Here is a 19,611-nt window from a genome sequence, read left to right as displayed (position 1 = left end):
TATAGAATAGGCTTAACTCTCGACAAAAAGAATCAGACTATTATTTGTCAGAGAGTTGCAAATCCTAGAGAAATTTATAAAATTTTCCCTTAACTTTGATCGGCAAACCTCTAACACCGAACTCGGATTAATTCTCCTCAGCGAACATTGCCTGTCGCTTATTCGTAATCGGCCAATCTTCATTTTCTCCCCCAATAATTAAGTTTTTAATAACAATTAATTCTCGACTTAATTGAGTCAAAGCATTGATTAAAATATCGAGGGCAATTAAATCACTGGTTCCCAGATCAAACCAACAACGACCCCAAATCCCTTCGTATTCAAATTCAGCCATATTGTGCATCGGTGCCATCATCATTTCATCAGAAACTTTGGTATCGTAATCCATATAACTAATTTCAACCCCCATATCTTGGACTTGGAGATTTTCAGCATTAAATCCTCCCAATTTACCTAAATAAAACCAGGAGTTAAAAACCTCTTCTACATATTGTCTTTCCATAGGAGAAGGAACGGTTTCAAATTCTAACCAAATCCATAGATCAAACGGATTAAACTCTCTAAATTGAACTTCCATACAATCGTAAAAATTAAATGCAACAATTAACTAAGAAGAAACATCACTGGTTCTATTATTAAACTTCCATAGCGCACTTGACATCCAATTAGTAATAATATGAGCGGTGATCGGAACTAATAGATTATCAGTCATTAAAGCACTATAACCAAGGGCAAATCCTACCAAACTTGCCCAAACCACATAAGGCCACTGTTGGGAGCCACTTAAATGTAATACACCAAACACTAAACTAGATAAAATGACCGCTAGTAAATCGTATCCTAAGGCCGGTAACATTACTCCGCGAAATAGTAATTCTTCACTAAGGCCAGGTAATAAACCTAACCAAATTAAATCTGGCCAGACTAAAGGTTTTAAGACCAATTCTAAATAAGAATCTGCACTTTGACGATAAGCAGGCCACACACGATAAACAAGACTACTCGCAATAATGATCACACCAGCTAAACTAGCTCCATACAACAGCCCATCAGTAGATAATTGAATCTTGATTAAAGCAATGGAGCCAAAGTATTGCCACACTTTAGCAATAATTAACAAAATAATAGCCGTTACTCCCATAACCACTAAAATCTGGGTACGGGTTAACGGTTCCATATCGGAGGAGTTTGGATTAGTCACAGGCTTGAGAAATAGAGCAAACAACAGGACGTAAGGCATCAATACTAATACCAGCTTTATGAGCTGACAAAACACCCAACGCCTCTAAATATGAGTTTACCGTAATTGCCTCCATTCCTAAGTTTTCGGGGGTCACATTCAGGGTCGTTGTATTGTCGGTAACGGTGATGATACGGGTGTTACGTTGACTAAAACTGAGTATCCCACTACCGCCACAAGCTGTGTGAGGAATGACCAGCGCATCCACTTGATCAACCCAAATACTCTGAGACTGAGGTTGAGTAACAAATTGAGGCGCACGGCTTAACCCCACTAACACACAGGGTAAAAATGTATAACCTAATTCTTCTGCTGCTGCACGGGGGGAAATGGTATCATCCACTGGTAATGGCTCTAGAGCCGGCGCATGGGCGCAGGGAATACGAAATTCGCGGACGACGAGGTGAGAAATCACCGCTTCTACCCCGGCTAAGGGATCAACCCCTTGTCCATGACGATAATTATCTAAGACTAAACTATCCACATCATCAGGAAAACGGGCGACAACAGCGATCGCCTCTGCTTTACTTTTGGTGATTAACTTTTGTGCAGCCCTCAGCAAACTATCGGGATGGCTAATGGTTCCCCAACTCGCCCCAGAATTGGCGGTACGTAATTCTACCTCAAGAGGGATATCTGTTACCACATAATCCGTTAACGTTAGCCCTAAGGTTGCTCTAGTGGCATCTGCTGCTTGAATATGGCGGGTTCTTAATTCAGGTTCGATCCCTCGATCTAAAATTAACCCCACTCGGTTCTGGTGAACAGGGTTTAAACCCCAGTTTCCTTCAGCAAAGCGATCTAAGCCATACCCTTCGACATACAAGGTATTGTCTAAGGGCCAATAGAGTTGCGCTCCATTGAGAACATTAGGGTGGGTAATCAAGCGATCGCAGACTTTCGCCATGGCTTTAGCTACGGGTAAAGCATCCCCAGCATATCCACCAATAGCTGCCCCAATCCCAGTGGGAACGATTAGTACAACGGTATAAGGACGATGAATCATTACAACCAGTTACCAGTTATCGGTTATCACTTACCAGTTAAATTGGTTGACTACTATTGACTGTTCGCTGTAGTGACAATCGCTTCTACTTGAGCAGTTTGTTTTTCTTTGTTCACTTTTGTAATCGCCCAACGTAGAGGTGCCCCTTGTTCTTGTAAGGCTTCTTCTACAGCCTCTTTGAGAGTCAGATGGGTTTGCTGAAGATCGATTTCGGCTTCAATAAAATGGGTTGTCATAATTAGTTTGACCTAATAATTTACACATCATGACCAGTGTATCAGTCTTCTTAACCTGAATTTATCCACAAAGTTATACAAACAATAACATCAACGCTGACATGAAAACTAACATCTCTCTTTTATCCTGGTAATCAGGAGAGCAAAGACCGATTAAGTAAAACCATGACAGCATCTACTTTTTTAGAAAAAAATACCCTTTCTGTAGCTGTGACACAAACAACTTACCCCTTTAACACTTTCCATCCCTCGATCAACAGTAAACTTAAGCGAGGAATCGATATTATTGGGGCTTTAGCTGGATTAATAATAACTGGGATGATTGCTATTCCGATTATGGTGATCATGTTTATTAGTGATCCAGGTCCCTTACTTTACAGCCAAGTTCGCTGTGGTTTACATGGCCGTCGCTTCCGCATTTGGAAATTTCGTTCTATGGTGGTTGGGGCTGATAAAATGAAACATTTAGTAAAAAATGAAGCTGAAGGACATATTTTTAAGAATACTAATGACCCTCGTATTACCTGTTTAGGGGCGTTTTTAAGAAAAACCAGTCTCGATGAATTTCCCCAGTTCTGGAATGTTTTAATGGGAGATATGAGTTTGGTGGGAACTCGTCCTCCAACTGTAGATGAGGTAGAAAAATATAACCCTCATCATTGGCAACGCCTTAACGTTAAGCCTGGAATAACAGGTGAATGGCAAGTAAATGGGCGTTCTAGCGTTAAAAACTTTGAAGATATTGTCAAAATGGACATTAACTATCAAAATAAGTGGTCTTTATGGTATGACCTCCATCTAATTGTCAAAACTGTTTTAGTTGTCTTTAACAAAACAGGTGCTTACTAAATTCTCTCTCTGTTTAAGAACTTGCCTTACACAACACAATCCTATCAAATTTAACTGAACACCTTTCATTACTTCATAACTAGAAACAAAACGGTTCTAAAATTTGAGATAAAATTGTGGCCATTGACTGTAAACTGTATGTTTTAATGCACCTTTTTCTAGCTTGTTTTCCTTTTGCTTGGGCTTCTTCTAAATGATTGAAAATCCAGTCAATTTGAGTAGCTAATTGGTCAGGACAACTGGGATCAACCAAGTAACCCGTATCTCCTAAAATCTCAGGTATATCTCCTACTTTACTGGCTAAAATCGGTTTTGCCATAGCCATCCCATCAGTCAATTTCAAGGGAAATTGGGCTTTTGTCGCTGGTGTATCCTGTTGGGGAACTACCACTAAATGGGCAGCCGAAACAATTTCAGGCATAGCATCAACAGGAGATTTCGGTAGTTGAATTAGCCATTTTCCCCATGTTTCTTCTAGCTTTTTATCATAATTGTCATAGGGACTACCCCCAACAATCACTAATTTAAACTCAGGATTATTCAGCTTTTCTAAAGCTATTAAAATATCTTCTACCCCTTTATAAGGCCGTGGTGCGCCAGGAAACATTAAAATTTTATAGTTTTCTAAGTTATATTTTTGTCGGCTTTTTTGAGGATCATATTTTTGAGGATCAAATAAATCCGTATCTTTACCATTGGGAACATAAATACCTCCAAACCGTTGTTGAATAAATTGGGTATGTAGGGTAACTTGATCCGCTAAAGAAACTAATTTTTCTATCCGTTGTAAATAGAAAGGATGATCAGGATGTTGCAAAGGTGCATTCCCTTTGAATAAATCCTCAATAAACCCTTTGACAGTAAAATTATATCGCCAACCATCTCCTCCAAACCAACTCATTTCCCAATCATCAATATCGACAATTAAAGGACGATGACTGAGATATTTTTTCAGTAAAGCAATGCCATAACTACTGGGTTTTAATTTGACAGCGTAAAGAATATCTCCATCAATTTTTGGTAATAATTGTTTCAGCGATCGCCATGTTCCTCCAAACCCTGCATAATAAGGACAAGGAATAGATATAATGGGCAAATCCTGGGGTAACTCTGATAACCCATTTTCTTCATAAGCAATACCAAAAATCTTGACGGTATGACCTAATTTTTGTAAAGCTTGTGCTAATAAAAAAGGTCGAATTGCACCACCCCAACGGCCTGCACCTTTACTGGATAAATCACTAACAATAAGAGAAATATTTAATTGCTTATTAGATTTAGAAATGGTCATAAAAATAACTATTATTTAAGTTGCTGATTTAACCAACTCAGATAACCTTGACTTCCTTCTAAAATCGATAAACTAATAATTTCAGGAACATCATAAGGGTGAATATTTTGGATCGTTTTCTCTAGCGTTTGATAATTGTTTTCACTACTTTTAATTAAACAAAGCCATTCTTCATCGGTACATAGTTCATTTTTCCAATAATAATGACTACTGATCGGACCAAGGATTTGAATACAACCTGCTAGGTTTTTTTCTAACAAAGTTTTTGCGATTTGATTAGCATCTTCTTTTTTTGATGTTGTTGTAATCACAACAATAAAGGATGAAGACATAAATGATTTTTTCTATTGTAATTACAGTTAACTTTGAACATTGAACAACTAACAATGTAGATTATACCAGAATAAAATAAATTGACGACATAATAGTTCTGACTTTTGTCATAATGAGTTACAATTTTCTCGTATCTATTCCTTGAAAATAATTAGCTTATGATAACCTCGAAACTTACCATAGAGCGTTTTTCTCGTTTGAGTCTTGCTCAAAAATTAATGTGTATTGGTGTATTAGTTACATTATTTTGGTTATTTATTGCTTTATTTGCTCCTATTTTACAAGGAATTGGCTTGTTACAAGATCCCAGAGATTTATTAAGTAATATTCCTGGAGAGTCTCCTAGTTTACGTCATTGGTTCGGCACAAATGTTCGAGGATATGATGTTTTTTCTCGTACACTTTTTGGTTCACAAGCTGCCTTAAAGGTTGTTTTTTTGGCAACATTTTTATCAATGCTAATTGGTGTCCCTCTTGGTTTAATTAGCGGGTATTTAGGAGGGAAAGTTGATAAAGTATTATTGTTTTTTATGGATACTATTTATACAATTCCAGGTCTATTATTGTCTGTGACTTTGGCTTTTATTTTAGGACGAGGAATTCTGAATGTAGCGATCGCTGTTAGTATTGCCTACATTCCTCAATATTATCGAATCGTTCGTAATCATACCACCAGTGTAAAAAATGAGTTATTTATCGAAGCAGCAAAAGCGATGGGAGCAACTCCTACCCGTGTTTTATCTCGCTACTTATTTTTAAATGTTATTCAAAGTGTTCCTGTGGTCTTTACCTTGAACGCAGCCGATGCTATTTTAGTATTAGGTGGTTTAGGATTTTTGGGGTTAGGATTACCCGAAGAAGTTCCAGAGTGGGGTCATGATCTAAAAGAAGCATTACCTGACTTATCAACGGGTATTTGGTGGACAACTTTATTCCCTGGAATGGCCATGACATCGATGGTTGTGGGATTGTCTTTTGTCGGGGAAGGTATTAGTGAAATGTTTAACCCGACTTTACGCAATAAACGATGAAAATTAAAGATATTGGGGAACAAGGACTACTTAAAAAGTTAAAGTCTTTTTGCCCCCATGATATAATTGGGGATGATGCAGCAGTCTTATCTATTGATCCTCAACAGCAGTTAGTGGTTACCACTGATGTTTTAGTGGACAAGATACACTTTAGCCAAACCACAACTCCCCCTGACTCTGTGGGTTGGCGTGCGATCGCTGCTAACTTATCCGATCTCGCAGCGATGGGAGCTAGTCCTGTCGGGATTGTTATCGGCTTAAGTTTGCCTGGAAATCTTCCTGTAGATTGGGTAGAACAATTGTACCAGGGTATGAGTAATCTTTTACGAGAATACAATACACCCATTGTCGGGGGTGATATTTGTCGCTCTGAAGTAACAACAGTAAGCATTACTGCTTTAGGTCAAGTTGATCCTGATCACATCATTAAACGCTCAACTGCTCAACCTGGAGATGTTATTATTACCACGGGATATCATGGTATGTCACGAGGGGGACTAGAATTGTTGCTTAACCCTACTGTAGCAAGTAATCTAGACAGAGATATCCAGAATAGGTTAATTAAGGCTCATCAATATCCTATACCCCGTTTAGATTTGATTCCCCATCTTTGGGAGATTATGGACACTCATACCATTACAGGAATGGATAGTAGTGATGGATTAGGGGATGCCGTTATACAGATTTGTGCAATGAGTGGAGTGGGCGCACAGATACAATTGTCCTGTTTACCATGCGTTTCTATAATATCACAGTGGTTCAGTTCAGAACAAGCCTTGAATTGGGTGTTATATGGAGGAGAAGATTTTGAATTAGTCTTATGTTTAGCAGAAAAAACAGCTAAGAAACTGGTTGAGATAATAGGACAAGAAGCCAAAATTATTGGTAAAATTGTTGAAGAAAAATCAGTAATATTAATAGACGGCGATCAACAACAAGCCTTAAATTTAACTAAGGGTTTTCAGCATTTTTCTTAGGAGTCATAATCTCTTAGAAGTATCAAGTATCGAGTAAAATAATGAATTTATTGCTTTCAATTCCTCCCACATCGGTTATTTTATTACGAACAGGAGAACATATAACCTTAGTATTAATTGCCATGATAGTTGCTACTGGGATAGGTATTCCTTTAGGCATTATCATGAGTCGCTATCCGAAATTGGCCAATCCTATTTTATTAGTAACTAATGCAGTCCAAACTATTCCTAGTTTAGCCTTATTCGGCTTTTTAATTACAGTACCCTTTTTAGGAGGGATTGGAAAACGACCAGCAATCATTGCTTTAATTTTGTATGCTTTGCTACCGATTATCAAAAACACTTATATTGGTATTACTCAAATTAAAAAAGGAGTCAAAGAAGCTGGTAAATCTCTAGGATTAGACCCTTTGAAAATTTTATTTTTAATTGAATTACCTCTAGCCTTAAAAGTGATTTTAGGAGGGGTAAGAATTGCTGCTGTTATTTGTGTTGGCATCGCTACCATTGCAGCAGCTATAGGAGGAGGAGGATTAGGGGTTTTTATTTTTAGAGGACTATCTACGGTTGATAATACCATGATTTTAGCTGGTGCTATTCCTTCAGCTATTATTGCTTTATTAGTAGATTGGGGACTAGGTTGGTTAGAGAATAATTTGACGCAAACGGATACACAAAAGAAAAAAAATAAACAAAAATTCTTGGTTCTTTTTTTCTTAATTATTGCACTGGGATTTATTGCATTTAGTTGGATTAATCAGTCACAAGGTCAAATTATTATTGGCTCAAAAAACTTTACTGAGCAAATTGTTTTAGGGGAAATGGTAGCACAGCAAATTGAAAATAATAGCGATTTAAAAGTAGATCGTCGCTTTAATTTAGGGGGTACTTTTATCTGTCACGAAGCAGTTAAAGCACAAGAGATAGATGGTTATATTGAATATACGGGAACCGCTTTTACTGCTATTTTGGAACGGAAACCTATTAGTGATCCTAATCTTGTCTATCAAAAAGTTAAGGACGTTTATAATCAAGAATATCAATTAGAAGTGATGCCATCTCTAGGATTTGAAAATACCTATGCTATTTTAATTAGAGAAGAAGATGCGAAACAATATAATATCAAAACTATTTCAGATGTGGCTCAATATACCCCTGAATGGACAGCAGGATTTAGTTATGAATTTTTGGCCAGAGAAGACGGTTATCCTGGACTTTCTAAGACCTATAATTTACAGTTTGCGCAGCAACCAAAAACCATGGAATTAGGATTAATGTATCGTGCTTTGGCAGAAAATAACGTTGATTTAGTAGCAGGAAATTCCACGGATGGACTTATAAGTGTTCTTAACTTAGAGATGTTAGAAGATAATAAAAATTATTTTCCTCCCTACGAAGCAGTTCCCGTTTTTAATCAGGAAACATTAAAAGAATATCCGAATCTCAGCAATATTATACAACAGTTATCAGGACAAATTTCTTCAGAAGAGATGCAGCAACTTAACTATCTGGTTGATCACGAAAGACAGTCAGTTAATAAAGTGGTAGAAGATTTTTTGAGGGAGAAAAATTTAACTGAATGAGGTGATTTATCTGGTTAGCAATTGATTTTTAGCAAGTCTCTAAAAAATTGTTATAATGATCAAGATTGAAATAATTTAATGAATTGATAAGGTTTTGAATTAAAAATGATTAATAAATATGGACTGAAAACAATAATTAAAGGAGTAATCCTCCTATCAATTTCTTTAGTTTCTTTGGAATCATTTAATTCTGTGATCGCTAATGAAAACCCATCTAACTCAACGGAAAATCAAGACGAAAATCAAAAGAAAAATCCCTTAGTCGGAACGGAATGGCAATTAATTAATTGGACTGAAAATCAAGTGTTAAGTAAAGAAAACTCTACGATTGCCTTTCAGAAAGACGCACTCTCAGGAAGCGGAAGTTGTAACAGGTATACTGCAGGATATGCTGTTCAAGAAAACTCTATGAAAGTGGGTTTAATTGCTGCAACCCGTAAAGCTTGTCCTGAAGAAATAATGAATCAAGAAATGTTGTTTTTATCTGCTTTAGAAGGGGCAAAAGTTTATAGTATCAATGCAAAAGGAGAATTAGAAATTGCTTATATCAAACAAAAAGAAATTGGTATTTTAACCTTCAAATTGACAAATAACGAAAATAGTAAAACTGTAGAAAAAACAGTTTATCTTAGTCCTGAAACCATAGATTGTATTGGAGTTGCACCTCAACAATGCTTACAAATTAAAGAAAATTTAGAAGATGATTGGACATTATTCTATGGTTCCATTGAAGGATTTGACTACGAACCTGGATATTTTTATGAGTTAAGAATTGCTCAAAAAAAAAATTAAATCCCCCTGCTGATAGTAGTAGCATTCAGTGGTCACTCATTGAAATTATTAGTAAAAAACCAGTGGAGGAAAGAGAAAAAATATGGTTAGATAAGCAAGTAACCAATTGGAATGATATAGGAAAACAGATTCCGAATGCACCTAAAATAGATGCTGAACTTCCCAATATTGATAGATGTAAAGACCAATTAAGAGAAGCAAAAACCCTCGAAGAAAAAGATATTATTAAAGCAGGTTGGGAGTTATTTGGTCCTAAACAAACCTATGATCAAACAACAGTCATAACCGCTATGAGTGGAGTAGATGGGATGTGTCGTCCTTTGGGTTATCAAGGGTTTGTTTTTGTGGGAGAACAATTTGCCGGAACCCTATCACCTCAAGCGATGAACTCTCGTACAGATGGTGATATAGCAAGGATTTTCTTAACCAGTCCTTCTCGTTTATTAGTAGAATATAAACGTTATGATAACGACGATCCCTTATGTTGTCCTTCTAAGATGAGTCGGGTATTGTTTAACATTGAAGCTAAAAATGCTAAACCGCTTTTAATTCCCATAGAAGTAATGACAGAAGCATGACAAATTATTTGTTAAAGAAGTATTAAAAATGCAAGATGGTTTTAAGAGGAATTTTAACCTTACTAAATAAGAGACTGTTGGTAATTAGCCGTTAACGAATTCTCTTTAAATTTAAGTTATGCCTCAGAAAAGCTGTATTAACATTGAAGTAAGAAAAATAATTTGAATGAGGATGGCTTATGCGTTACGCAGTAATTATTGAAAAAGGAAGATTTCATTACGGTGCTTATGTTCCTGATATACCTGAATGTTCTGCTGTCGGAAAAACTGTTGAAGAAGTAAAGAAATCTATTTATGCTTCTATTTCTAATCATCTTAGCAGCTTACAAGCAGAAGGTAATGAGTTTCCTAATGCTAAAACCCTCTGTGAATATGTAGAAGTTGGTTAACTTAAAACAAGGAGCGATCGCTATCATTTAATTATTGTTCGATTGCTCCTTATCCTTAAATAATTACTTAATTTGATAAATATAAAATAAAGGGGTTTCTTCAAATAATTCGTATTGATGATCAAAATTTTTAAAATCCTCAGAAATTGATTTTGTTTTCTTAAGTCGATAGTCCCCTAACGATCCATATTTAGGATAGAGTAAATAGAAATTTCTTTCACATTCTCCTACAAAAGTTAAATCTTGTTGATTGATATATTGATTAATATATTCTTGATTACGAATATTTTTATATCTTTCTTGGGGATGGCAAATTATTGACTGAGCAGGAATAGTTTCCAATGCTTCACTAATATCAGATGTATTGGCAACTCTTGATATTCCTCCACGACTATTAATATAATTCGCAAAATATTTAATGTTAACGACTAGAGAAATAGTTATACAACAAATAATAAAACTAATTAATATTTTATCTAGCTTTTTAGAAAAATCAAGATAAGCTAAACTGCACATTGTTAAAACTATAGGAGATAAGTAGATTAAAATTTTATAGAATACAGGATTATAAGTTTTTTCTAAATCTGTTGAAGAATATGCTAACAGAAAAACTCCCCAAACAAAAAGTAAACTATAAAAAATTGTTTTATTTCCTTTGAATTTATAGATACCAACAACAAGAATTAACAATAAAAAAACAATAGAAATGAGTATACTTTTATCAGAATCGCTAATAAAATAAACATCTTTGCCTAAATCAATATAACCTGAAAAAATTGCTTGAAATCTTTGCGTTAAAGAGACACTATGACCTTCTTCTGTACTAGAATCAAAAACCAGTTGAATAATTCTTTGTGTATTAATCCAATTACGTCCCAATTCCCCAATCCAATAAGGGGTTAAAGTAATTAAGGTTGTGAAAATGGCAAGACCTGGTAAAGTCCATTGTTTTTTACTTTTTGGGTTTTGAAAAATATAGTAAATAATACTAATAATAGAAACAGCAGATATAACATATAGAGAAGAAAAGTGTAAGTTAGTAATGATAGCAATGACTAAACCATACCCTATCCAACATAATATTTCTAATTTAGGAGAAAGTTTTTCATTGAGTTGAAAGTCATACAAGAGAACTAAACAGAGTAAAAAAAATGGAATAGAGACAGGATTTCCTCCTAAACTATCTCCGGTACTCATAACAATATTTCTAAATAAGAAAATATACCAAAATCCCGATAATGCAGATAAGAAAAAACGTTTATCTTTTTCAACTCCTTCTAGTAATCGATAAATAGTAAAAGCCAACAAAGGAATAGTTAAAAAAGTAAACAAAGCATTAGATATTGCTTGAGCAGATAAATCAGGGGTTATAAGAGTACCAGGAAAAACTAAATAATAGTAAAGGGGTGGTAAATAAACATCTCCAACAAGTCCCGACCAAGCAGCAGGTCCCGGCCCCAAAGTCGGCCAAGAATTTTCCCAGATCCCCATTACACGATAAGCGTCATTGATTTGATCTCCACTGTAATTAGTAAAATTTAAAACAACAAAACTGAGAATAAATGCTCCATAAACTAACGATAATATAATAAGTAATTTTCCGAAATTTCTTAAAGTTTTCTTCATAGCTTTTATTAATAGATGAGTTAATTTTTTAGTCAAAATTTAATATTTAAAAATGAGAAATAATTTTAGTTTATTTCTTAGAAAATTGTATCAGATTATTGGTTCGAGTTTAACTTAAATCAAATTTTTTAAAACATTATAATGTTATCATTTCTCTATTTCCTTCTATAACTTCTCCAATTTTATAAGCATTGTTTTCTTGACTTTTAAGCCATTTAATGGTAAAATTTGCTTGATTTTTAGGAACAATAATCACAAAACCAATACCCATATTAAAAGTGTCGAACATAGCCGATTTTCTGACATTTCCCATGTTAGCAATCCATTGAAAAATTGGTAAAGCTGGCCAACTTTCAGGATTGATTTTTACAGATTGATTTTCTCCTAAACAACGGGGTAAATTTTCAGGTAAACCGCCTCCTGTAATGTGTGCCATTCCCTTAATTTCTATTCCTGACTTTAACGCTTCAAGAATAGGTTTAACATAAATTTGGGTGGGAGTTAGGAGAACATCTCCTAATGTTTTATCTCCTAACGTATCAAAGCGATCGCCCCAACTCAAGCCATTAACTTCAACAATTTTACGTACTAAACTAAAGCCATTACTATGTAACCCACTACTACTTAATCCGATCGCTACATCACCAATATTAATTTGCGATCCATCGATGAGTTTGCTTTTTTCTACCACTCCCACACAAAACCCTGCCACATCGTATTCTCCCGCCCCATAAAAACCGGGCATTTCTGCGGTTTCTCCTCCTAATAAAGCACAACCACTGAGATGACATCCTTCAACAATTCCTGTTACCACATCACTTAATTGTTGAGGGTTTAACTTTCCTGTGGCTAAATAATCTAAAAAGAATAACGGTTTGGCCCCAGAGGTTAAAATATCATTGACACACATCGCCACTAAATCAATACCAATAGTGTGATGACGATTTAAAGCTTGAGCAATTTTTAACTTAGTTCCCACTCCATCGGTACCCGATACCAACACAGGATTGTCGTAACCCGTTGGTAATTCAAAATAACCTCCGAAACCCCCTAATCCCCCTAAAACGTGAGGATTATAGGTACTTTCTACAGAATGACGAATTTTATCGACAAATGAACGACCTGTCTCAATATTAACCCCTGCGTCTTGATAGTCCATACAAAACTTAAGAAACTTGGATAAGTTGCACTCAGTCATTGTAACTGATATCGTCTTAAGCATCTCAGGAAAATCCTATACAGATAACTCAAAAACAACATTAAAGCAAAGGTGTCATAATTAAATAATTTATGAATCTGTACTCCATCTTAAAACGCCTTATAATGTTATGTCTTTTAATCTTAATCAAGTGGAAATATCAATTATTGTGCCTTGTTATAATGAGGCGGAAGGTCTTGATTTGCTCTTTCAAAGACTGTTTACAGTATTAAACAACCTAAATCTATCTTATGAAATTGTCTGTGTAGATGATGGTAGTAGAGATAGGACGCTAGAGCGTTTGATTGATTATCATCGTCGTTATCGGTCGATAAAAGTCATTAGTCTCTCTCGTAATTTTGGTAAGGATATTGCCTTAACCGCAGGGTTAGAAAATGCTCAAGGACAGGCTGTTATTCCCATTGATGCGGATTTACAAGATCCCCCAGAATTAATTGAACAGTTAATTGAAAAATGGCGACAAGGATATGATGTAGTGTATGGAAAACGTCGCTCACGACAAGGGGAAAGTTTAGTTAAAAAGACAACAGCGAACGCTTTTTATCGCCTTATTAGTCGTATTAGTAGTGTACCCATTCCCCGTGACACGGGAGATTTTCGGTTGTTAGATAGACGGGTGGTAGACGCAATCAAAACGATGCCAGAACGGACTCGTTTTATGAAGGGTTTGTTTGCCTGGGTTGGATTTAAACAGACATACGTATTATACGATCGCCCTAATCGACTCCAAGGAACCACTAAATGGAATTATTGGAAGTTATGGAATTTTGCCTTAGATGGAATTACTTCGTTTAGTTTAGTTCCGTTAAAAGTTTGGAGTTATTTAGGGTTATTTTTATCTTTGTTAGCTTTTACTTATGGCAGTTTTCTGATTATTAGAACGATCATTTTAGGAATTGATGTGCCAGGATATGCTTCTTTGATGGTAACTATCCTCTTTATCGGTGGTGTACAATTAATTACTTTAGGAATCCTCGGAGAATATTTGGGGCGCATTTATGAAGAAACCAAACAACGTCCCTTGTATTTAATTCGAGAACGTTATGGGTTTCATGACGATCTTCATTCTAGGGAGTTAGAAAGCTCAAAATTAAGCTGATCTGAGTTCGGCGTTCGGAAGAAAGGAGGTCGGAGTTAAATCATTATTTTGTCTTGATCGCCCCTACCCCCATATCCAGGACTCAACATTGATAGGCTGGCGATCGCTAACCAAAACTTATTCGTAACATTAACTTAAGACGAATTCTAATTAAAATAAATGTATTTTGCTGAAAAAAATTTAAGAGCTTATGAACATTTCCTGTTAGAAATAGAGTTGCTACAATTCCCAATATGATAAGGAGGACTCCCCAAAAGAACCAACTCAAAATAGAATTACTGGCAAAAAAGTCTTTAATGAGTTCAGGGATTGGTGGTGTCGAGCTAGTCATAGAAATACAGAATGTCATTTTTTCTTATACTTTAAAAAACCAATTGAACCTATGGTAATAAAGACAACTTGAAGTATCAAAATTTTGAAAACCCAAAAAATAGAAAACTCAATAGAACTGAGTGGAAAAAAAACTGAGTAAGCTACTGCTGTAGTTATTACTGATAAAAAAAATCCAAAAATCAATAGCATTATCAGTGATTTAAAGTCCTTAATTATTTTCATCTTTTTTAACCTTCTAGATAAAAATTTAAAAAACAGAATTTTCAAGGGGACAAAAGCATCGCTGAAATTATCTTTGAGCAAGCTCATTCAGAAGGGCATCATCGTCAATGAAAGTAAATTCTTTTAAAACACTAAAACCATAAAAATTAATCAGCTTGCAGAAATTTCAAATAACTTTCGCTCAACTCTTTAACCGCCAATTCATACAATTGTTGACCATGTTCAGGAGTTGCCAGAGCAGGATTAGACCCCATTCTACCATCAGGATAATGGGCGCGAAAATCCGCTGCTCCATAAATGGGATAACCTGAAGCAACATCAGGAGATAAGTCTGCTTTTTTAATGGAGTCAGGATAAACAAATTGAGTAACTGCTACTTCTGAGGGGGTAGCGTGAGAGCCTTCTTGATCTCCATAAAGTTCTTTGGCTTTTTGATAAACGGAACGACACATAAACCAATTGCCCACTTTAGCGCGAACGCGATCGCTTTGAGGAATATTGAGACTCGATAAATGGGTGTAGGTTTCCGAAAAAGCAGCCTTTAAAGGAGAAATATTACCCCCATGACCATTAATAAAAAAGTAGTGAGTAAATCCTGCTTGAGTTAAATAGGTAAGATAGTCAAGAATAACTTGAATCAGGGTACTGGGTCGTAAACTCATGCTGCCAGGAAAAGCCGTATGATGCAAAGCCATTCCGACGTTGATTGTAGGGCCGACAATGGTTTGGGTTTGTTCTCCGACCCCTTTGGCGATCGCTTCTGCACAAATCGCATCGGTACCAATGAGTCCAGTTGGTCCATGTTGTTCAGTTGAACCAATAGGAATAATCATCCCTGTATTGGTTTTTAAATAGTCTTCAACTTCAGGCCAGGTCATTAAATGTAGCAACATAGGGATTCAATGGTATAACAATGATGAGGATATTTTTAATCCTAACGGTTCCGTTTTGTTGTCTATATTGGCATAGAATCAAGAATTAGATTAATTATGTTATCTTTTGACACCCCTCAAACTCCCCCTAACCCTTCTGTGGTCAATACTCACCGCATCCTAGTGGTAGAAGACGAAGATGTGATCCGCGATATGATTGTTCTGGCCTTAGAAGATGAAGGTTACGATATCACCGCCGTCAATAATGGGCGGAGTGCCTTAAATTTGTTACAAGAAGAAAACAAAAATGCCAAGGTAACTGAAACAGAATTTGATCTGTTAATTTTGGACTTGATGTTACCTCAAGTTAACGGGTTAGACATCTGCCGTTTATTGCGTTATCAGGGCAATATTATTCCTATTTTAATCCTCAGTGCCAAAGCCAGTGAAACAGACCGTGTATTAGGACTAGAAGTGGGTGCTGATGATTATTTAACGAAGCCTTTTAGTATGCGAGAATTAGTGGCTCGGTGTCGGGCTTTAATTCGTCGTCAAAATTTAACCAATTCTTCTTCAAGTTCGGTCAAACAGTTTCGTGACATTATCCTCTATACCCAAGAATGTCGGGTTACAGTAGGAGAACAAGAAATTGCCCTTTCTCCAAAAGAATATCGCTTACTAGAACTGTTTATGAGTTATCCCCGACGGGTTTGGTCACGGGAGCAACTGATTGAACAAATTTGGGGGCCTGACTTTTTAGGAGATACTAAAACCGTTGACGTTCATATTCGTTGGTTACGGGAAAAATTAGAACAAGATCCCAGTCAACCAGAATATTTAATTACAGTTCGAGGGTTTGGTTATCGTTTCGGTTAATGAATTATTGCTCCATTGATAGAATAGCTTCCATTTCCTGAAATTCTGCGAGGCTTTTTTCGGCTGCTTCTTGGTCTAAAATACTAAGGGCAAATCCCACATGGACAATGACATAGTCATCGATTTTCACTTCAGGAACATAAGCTAAACTAACTTCTTTAATCACTCCCCCAAAACTAACTTTTCCCTTTCTCAATAAAGGCTCATCTTGGCTAATACTAACTACTTTTCCAGGAACAGCTAAACACATGGTTCTTGTCTCGTTTTACTGAATGCTAAATCATAATAGTTTTCTTGTAACACAAGTTTTGAACAACAAGTGTAATTAAAGACTCTAATATCTTATTCTTAATACGTTTTTTAGGTTTAAAAAAGAAGGCTCTACTCAAAATAAGTAGAGCCTTTCCAGACATGAAGAAAACTATGTTAAAGGATAAAAAATGCCTTATTCTTCATTTTCTGTCAAGTTAAGCCTCTTGTTCAATGTAGATAAATAAGAGTCCCATGACTACGATTGGCATGAGCCAAGTGACAACGGGAATTAAAATCCAAGGTAAATAAGACGCTGCGTAAGCACCATTCATGTGATTCTTCTCCTGTAAGTTGTTTTTTGAATTGAGTCAAGCACTTTTTCAAAAATTTGGAATTCTGAAAATCGAATTAAACCGTTTTCAGCGATGTTTAGTTAACTAAGCCACGGAAAATTGCATCAATGCTAGAAAACTTATCCAGCAAGAAATAAGCCATAAAAGCGCTTCCTGTCCCACCTAAGAAAAAGCCACTGGCAAAGAGACTCCAACCTTCAGAGGTTTGCATAGCATCGGTTCCAGGCGCACATTCATTAGCACTCTTAAGAGAGACTAAACCATGAGCATTGAGTCCGATGGTACCGATGATGACAATAGCAACTGCCGTTAAGAAAGCAGCTAGATAGGGGTCTGTAGGAAAATCACGGTTAGTACCGAAAACCACTTCAGGCCCAACTAAGAAATAACCATGAGCAAGGCCGACTTCTAAACCTCGTGCAAGAGGGGAAAGTCCTTTACGATAAATAGGTAGATTGTTAATGAAAGCTCTTGTAAAGCCAGAGTCAGAGATAGGGGTTGACAAATGACCAACAAAGGGGTCACCTTTATAGGCTTTAACCATCTGGGTGTATCCAGTTTCTGCCATTTTTCTTGAGTCCTCCTGATTTTGGTGAATAGGATGGCTTGACTTGTAAGATTACATTTTAGGCAAGTAAGGGACAAGGGAAGATTAATTTTGCCCTTAACGTAAAAAAAATTCATTAATTTTTGTATCTAAGTAAAGATTCTTTACATTTTGCTCTGAAAAGGAACAAAAAAAACGGTAAAGTTAAGAAGTGGTAAGCAATCATTACAATCCAACAATTCATGACAATGGACATTATCAAACAGGGTGGAGATCCTCAAGTAGGCAATTTAGCCACCCCGATAAACTCTTCGCGGTTGTCTCTTGCTTTTATCAGAAACTTACCGGCTTATCGTCAAGGATTATCCGCTCATCGTCGTGGTTTAGAAGTTGGTATGGCTCACGGTTACTTTCTCTACGGACCTTTTGCCATTCTCGGCCCTTTGCGTCACACTGAATATGCAAGCACTGCAGGTTTATTGTCCGCAGTTGCCATAATCTCTATTCTAACCATTGCTTTATCCTTGTACGCTTCTGTTGACGTAAACAAACCCATAGCAACCTTAACCACTCCTGATGTTCCTGAAGCGTTCGCAACCTCTCTAGGTTGGGGTGAATTTGCTAATGGTTTCTTCATGGGTGGTTGTGGTGGAGTCGTTTTTGCCTCTCTTCTCTGCAAAATTCTCTCTATTGACCTTATTTCAACAATATTAGGTTAGTATCTTTTTTCAGTAATCGGTACTTTCAATGTATTTTTAGGAGTTAACGCTGGTTAAGTCCTAGTTGTGTCTAAAAAAGACAAAAATCAACAGTTGGGACAGCACTGTCGATTTTGAGCAAAGATATATGGATGCTTTTGTCAATGGGAAAGTTAACTGTATTTGCAACATTTAAGCCATATTGTGTAGTTCTTTACTAGGTGCGCTGTCAATGATGCTTGAGGGTTCATTTTTATCTTGATATTTGATCAAGTCAGCTAATTCCTGTAATTGACTGATAGCTTCTGCCCCTTCCAATTTCATTAATTCACGATCATCTCGCATTTCTGTCCAAGTAATACCATAGTCAGAAACCAAAAATCGGATCAGGTGATCTTTCCCTAAACTTACCATAAATGAGGCACTATTCATTTCCCCACCACAGGTATAGCAAGAAGCTAAATAACCGCGATTTTCTAGAACAATTGCTAATGCTTGTAAGTTCATTACTAAGTCCCTGACAAAATCACGATGCTGTTGAGCTAGTCGAGTAAACACGTATTTTCCTCCTGATAACACTCCTCATTATAAAACCTTAATACTTTTTAAAGATTTTATTTTTGCCATTAAAGATACAATTTAATATAAAGTATAGTATTTAATAAGCTAAACTCATCATCAACTAGGCTAACCTAGTTTTTCTTTATTGCCTAGTATCAGGAGTTACACTATACAGATTGTCTTATTCTCTTCACATTTTAGTTAACAGCAACAAATTTTTATAAGTCGCTTTATATCTAAGTTTTAACCATATTTGACACGAGTTTGAAAGTTAATATTTCTGCAAAAAACTTTACATTTATTATTCTTATAACAAGCATTGAGAAAAGTAATTATTGAATTGACCTTTTTTGATCACTTGGCAAATTGAACGTCTCTTGCTAAGCTCTATCGGTAATTAGTCAAAAAGATGACTGAATCCTTTGTGTGGTGTGGAGGTGTTTATGAAAATATCTAATTCTCGTCCTTGGTTATTTATCCTAGAGTTTCTTTTGCTGACGAATGCGATCGCCATAGCTGCTGGTGTAGGGTTTGGTGCAGCATTACGTTTAAATAAACCAGAAGAACCCGGTTCAACTGTACTGCACTCTGAACAATCCTTTCCTCCGCGTCAAGATTGGCCAGTGGTAGACTAGAACTAGCTAAAAT

Annotated in this window: 24 protein-coding genes; 11 read left to right on the top strand and 13 right to left on the bottom strand. The window is 36.1% G+C overall.

The window, feature by feature from the left end; all coding sequences use genetic code 11:
* Positions 1-127: 127 nt before the first annotated feature.
* Genes CY0110_RS12995 through CY0110_RS12980 form a run of 4 tightly spaced genes read right to left on the bottom strand, consistent with a single transcriptional unit; the run spans position 128 to position 2,482 of the window.
* On the bottom strand, positions 128-577 hold the full coding sequence (locus CY0110_RS12995) for a DUF3531 family protein (protein ID WP_008275907.1): 450 nt from the start codon (positions 575-577) through the stop codon (positions 128-130).
* Between the two features lie 30 nt (positions 578-607).
* Positions 608-1,201 carry a CPBP family intramembrane glutamic endopeptidase gene (locus CY0110_RS12990; protein WP_035799344.1) on the bottom strand — a complete coding sequence of 198 codons (594 nt, stop codon included), beginning with the start codon at positions 1,199-1,201 and terminating at the stop codon, positions 608-610.
* Positions 1,194-2,246 (bottom strand): DUF3326 domain-containing protein, encoded by a 1,053-nt coding sequence (locus tag CY0110_RS12985; protein WP_008275905.1) that lies wholly within the window; start codon positions 2,244-2,246, stop codon positions 1,194-1,196. The genes CY0110_RS12990 and CY0110_RS12985 overlap by 8 nt, the downstream gene beginning before the upstream one ends.
* 53 nt (positions 2,247-2,299) lie before the next feature.
* Positions 2,300-2,482 (bottom strand): hypothetical protein, encoded by a 183-nt coding sequence (locus CY0110_RS12980; protein WP_008275904.1) that lies wholly within the window; start codon positions 2,480-2,482, stop codon positions 2,300-2,302.
* 165 nt (positions 2,483-2,647) lie between these two features.
* On the opposite strand from CY0110_RS12980, the gene CY0110_RS12975 reads away from it, so the two are divergent.
* Positions 2,648-3,331 carry a sugar transferase gene (locus tag CY0110_RS12975; RefSeq protein ID WP_008275903.1) on the top strand — a complete coding sequence of 228 codons (684 nt, stop codon included), beginning with the start codon at positions 2,648-2,650 and terminating at the stop codon, positions 3,329-3,331.
* Positions 3,332-3,410: 79 nt separating this feature from the next.
* Here the strand turns inward: CY0110_RS12975 and CY0110_RS12970 are convergent, their stop codons facing one another.
* Together CY0110_RS12970 and cutA are read right to left on the bottom strand one after the other, a co-directional pair.
* A complete protein-coding gene (locus tag CY0110_RS12970; RefSeq protein WP_008275902.1) occupies positions 3,411-4,622 on the bottom strand; it encodes a glycosyltransferase family 4 protein in 1,212 nt (403 codons plus the stop codon).
* An 11-nt stretch (positions 4,623-4,633) separates the two neighbouring features.
* Entirely contained in the window at positions 4,634-4,954 is a 321-nt protein-coding gene (cutA, locus tag CY0110_RS12965) for a divalent-cation tolerance protein CutA (RefSeq protein WP_008275901.1), read from the bottom strand.
* A gap of 219 nt (positions 4,955-5,173) precedes the next feature.
* Between cutA and CY0110_RS12960 the strand changes: the two genes are divergently transcribed.
* The 6 genes from CY0110_RS12960 to CY0110_RS12935 all read left to right on the top strand — a co-directional run bounded on the left by CY0110_RS12960 (position 5,174) and on the right by CY0110_RS12935 (position 10,305).
* The gene (locus CY0110_RS12960; protein WP_408605573.1) at positions 5,174-5,986 is read left to right on the top strand and encodes an ABC transporter permease; all 813 of its coding nucleotides are present in this window, start codon (positions 5,174-5,176) and stop codon (positions 5,984-5,986) included.
* On the top strand, positions 5,983-6,963 hold the full coding sequence (gene thiL / locus CY0110_RS12955) for a thiamine-phosphate kinase (RefSeq protein WP_008275899.1): 981 nt from the start codon (positions 5,983-5,985) through the stop codon (positions 6,961-6,963). The genes CY0110_RS12960 and thiL overlap by 4 nt, the downstream gene beginning before the upstream one ends.
* A 41-nt stretch (positions 6,964-7,004) precedes the next feature.
* Positions 7,005-8,546: a glycine betaine ABC transporter substrate-binding protein gene (locus CY0110_RS12950; protein WP_008275898.1), complete on the top strand. Its 1,542-nt coding sequence runs from the start codon at positions 7,005-7,007 to the stop codon at positions 8,544-8,546.
* 105 nt (positions 8,547-8,651) lie between these two features.
* Positions 8,652-9,338 (top strand): META and DUF4377 domain-containing protein, encoded by a 687-nt coding sequence (locus tag CY0110_RS12945; RefSeq protein WP_008275897.1) that lies wholly within the window; start codon positions 8,652-8,654, stop codon positions 9,336-9,338.
* 62 nt (positions 9,339-9,400) lie between these two features.
* Positions 9,401-9,916, top strand: coding sequence for an LppP/LprE family lipoprotein (locus tag CY0110_RS12940; RefSeq protein ID WP_008275896.1), 516 nt, complete (start codon positions 9,401-9,403; stop codon positions 9,914-9,916).
* A gap of 179 nt (positions 9,917-10,095) precedes the next feature.
* Complete coding sequence (locus tag CY0110_RS12935; RefSeq protein ID WP_008275895.1) at positions 10,096-10,305, top strand: type II toxin-antitoxin system HicB family antitoxin; 210 nt, start codon at positions 10,096-10,098, stop codon at positions 10,303-10,305.
* A 63-nt stretch (positions 10,306-10,368) separates the two neighbouring features.
* On the opposite strand, the gene CY0110_RS12930 is transcribed toward CY0110_RS12935, so the two are convergent.
* Complete coding sequence (locus tag CY0110_RS12930; protein WP_035799338.1) at positions 10,369-11,931, bottom strand: hypothetical protein; 1,563 nt, start codon at positions 11,929-11,931, stop codon at positions 10,369-10,371.
* A 136-nt stretch (positions 11,932-12,067) separates the two neighbouring features.
* On the bottom strand, positions 12,068-13,090 hold the full coding sequence (gene purM, locus CY0110_RS12925) for a phosphoribosylformylglycinamidine cyclo-ligase (protein WP_008275893.1): 1,023 nt from the start codon (positions 13,088-13,090) through the stop codon (positions 12,068-12,070).
* Between the two features lie 169 nt (positions 13,091-13,259).
* On the opposite strand from purM, the gene CY0110_RS12920 reads away from it, so the two are divergent.
* On the top strand, positions 13,260-14,249 hold the full coding sequence (locus tag CY0110_RS12920) for a glycosyltransferase family 2 protein (protein ID WP_008275892.1): 990 nt from the start codon (positions 13,260-13,262) through the stop codon (positions 14,247-14,249).
* Positions 14,250-14,950: 701 nt separating this feature from the next.
* On the opposite strand, the gene CY0110_RS12905 is transcribed toward CY0110_RS12920, so the two are convergent.
* Positions 14,951-15,697, bottom strand: a complete 747-nt coding sequence (locus CY0110_RS12905; protein WP_035799336.1) for a creatininase family protein — start codon at positions 15,695-15,697, stop codon at positions 14,951-14,953.
* Positions 15,698-15,793: 96 nt separating this feature from the next.
* On the opposite strand from CY0110_RS12905, the gene CY0110_RS12900 reads away from it, so the two are divergent.
* Complete coding sequence (locus tag CY0110_RS12900) at positions 15,794-16,552, top strand: response regulator transcription factor (RefSeq protein WP_008275888.1); 759 nt, start codon at positions 15,794-15,796, stop codon at positions 16,550-16,552.
* Between the two features lie 4 nt (positions 16,553-16,556).
* On the opposite strand, the gene CY0110_RS12895 is transcribed toward CY0110_RS12900, so the two are convergent.
* From CY0110_RS12895 to CY0110_RS12885, 3 genes are all read right to left on the bottom strand, one after another.
* Positions 16,557-16,802: a HypC/HybG/HupF family hydrogenase formation chaperone gene (locus tag CY0110_RS12895; protein WP_008275887.1), complete on the bottom strand. Its 246-nt coding sequence runs from the start codon at positions 16,800-16,802 to the stop codon at positions 16,557-16,559.
* 217 nt (positions 16,803-17,019) lie between these two features.
* Complete coding sequence (locus tag CY0110_RS12890; RefSeq protein ID WP_008275886.1) at positions 17,020-17,136, bottom strand: photosystem I reaction center subunit VIII; 117 nt, start codon at positions 17,134-17,136, stop codon at positions 17,020-17,022.
* 97 nt (positions 17,137-17,233) lie between these two features.
* Complete coding sequence (locus CY0110_RS12885; protein ID WP_008275885.1) at positions 17,234-17,725, bottom strand: photosystem I reaction center protein subunit XI; 492 nt, start codon at positions 17,723-17,725, stop codon at positions 17,234-17,236.
* A 227-nt stretch (positions 17,726-17,952) separates the two neighbouring features.
* Between CY0110_RS12885 and CY0110_RS12880 the strand changes: the two genes are divergently transcribed.
* Positions 17,953-18,423 (top strand): photosystem I reaction center subunit XI, encoded by a 471-nt coding sequence (locus CY0110_RS12880; RefSeq protein WP_008275884.1) that lies wholly within the window; start codon positions 17,953-17,955, stop codon positions 18,421-18,423.
* Positions 18,424-18,594: 171 nt separating this feature from the next.
* Here CY0110_RS12880 and CY0110_RS12875 read toward each other — a convergent pair whose 3' ends face one another.
* Positions 18,595-18,960 (bottom strand): DUF1815 family protein, encoded by a 366-nt coding sequence (locus CY0110_RS12875; protein ID WP_008275883.1) that lies wholly within the window; start codon positions 18,958-18,960, stop codon positions 18,595-18,597.
* A 446-nt stretch (positions 18,961-19,406) separates the two neighbouring features.
* Between CY0110_RS12875 and CY0110_RS12870 the strand changes: the two genes are divergently transcribed.
* Positions 19,407-19,598 (top strand): hypothetical protein, encoded by a 192-nt coding sequence (locus CY0110_RS12870; protein WP_008275882.1) that lies wholly within the window; start codon positions 19,407-19,409, stop codon positions 19,596-19,598.
* Positions 19,599-19,611 lie beyond the last annotated feature (13 nt).

The organism is Crocosphaera chwakensis CCY0110 (assembly GCF_000169335.1).
In the GTDB taxonomy this organism is placed as follows: Bacteria; Cyanobacteriota; Cyanobacteriia; order Cyanobacteriales; family Microcystaceae; genus Crocosphaera; species Crocosphaera chwakensis.
The sequence above is the reverse complement of the archived record's forward strand: the minus strand, read 5'-3'. Positions and strand labels throughout refer to the sequence as shown.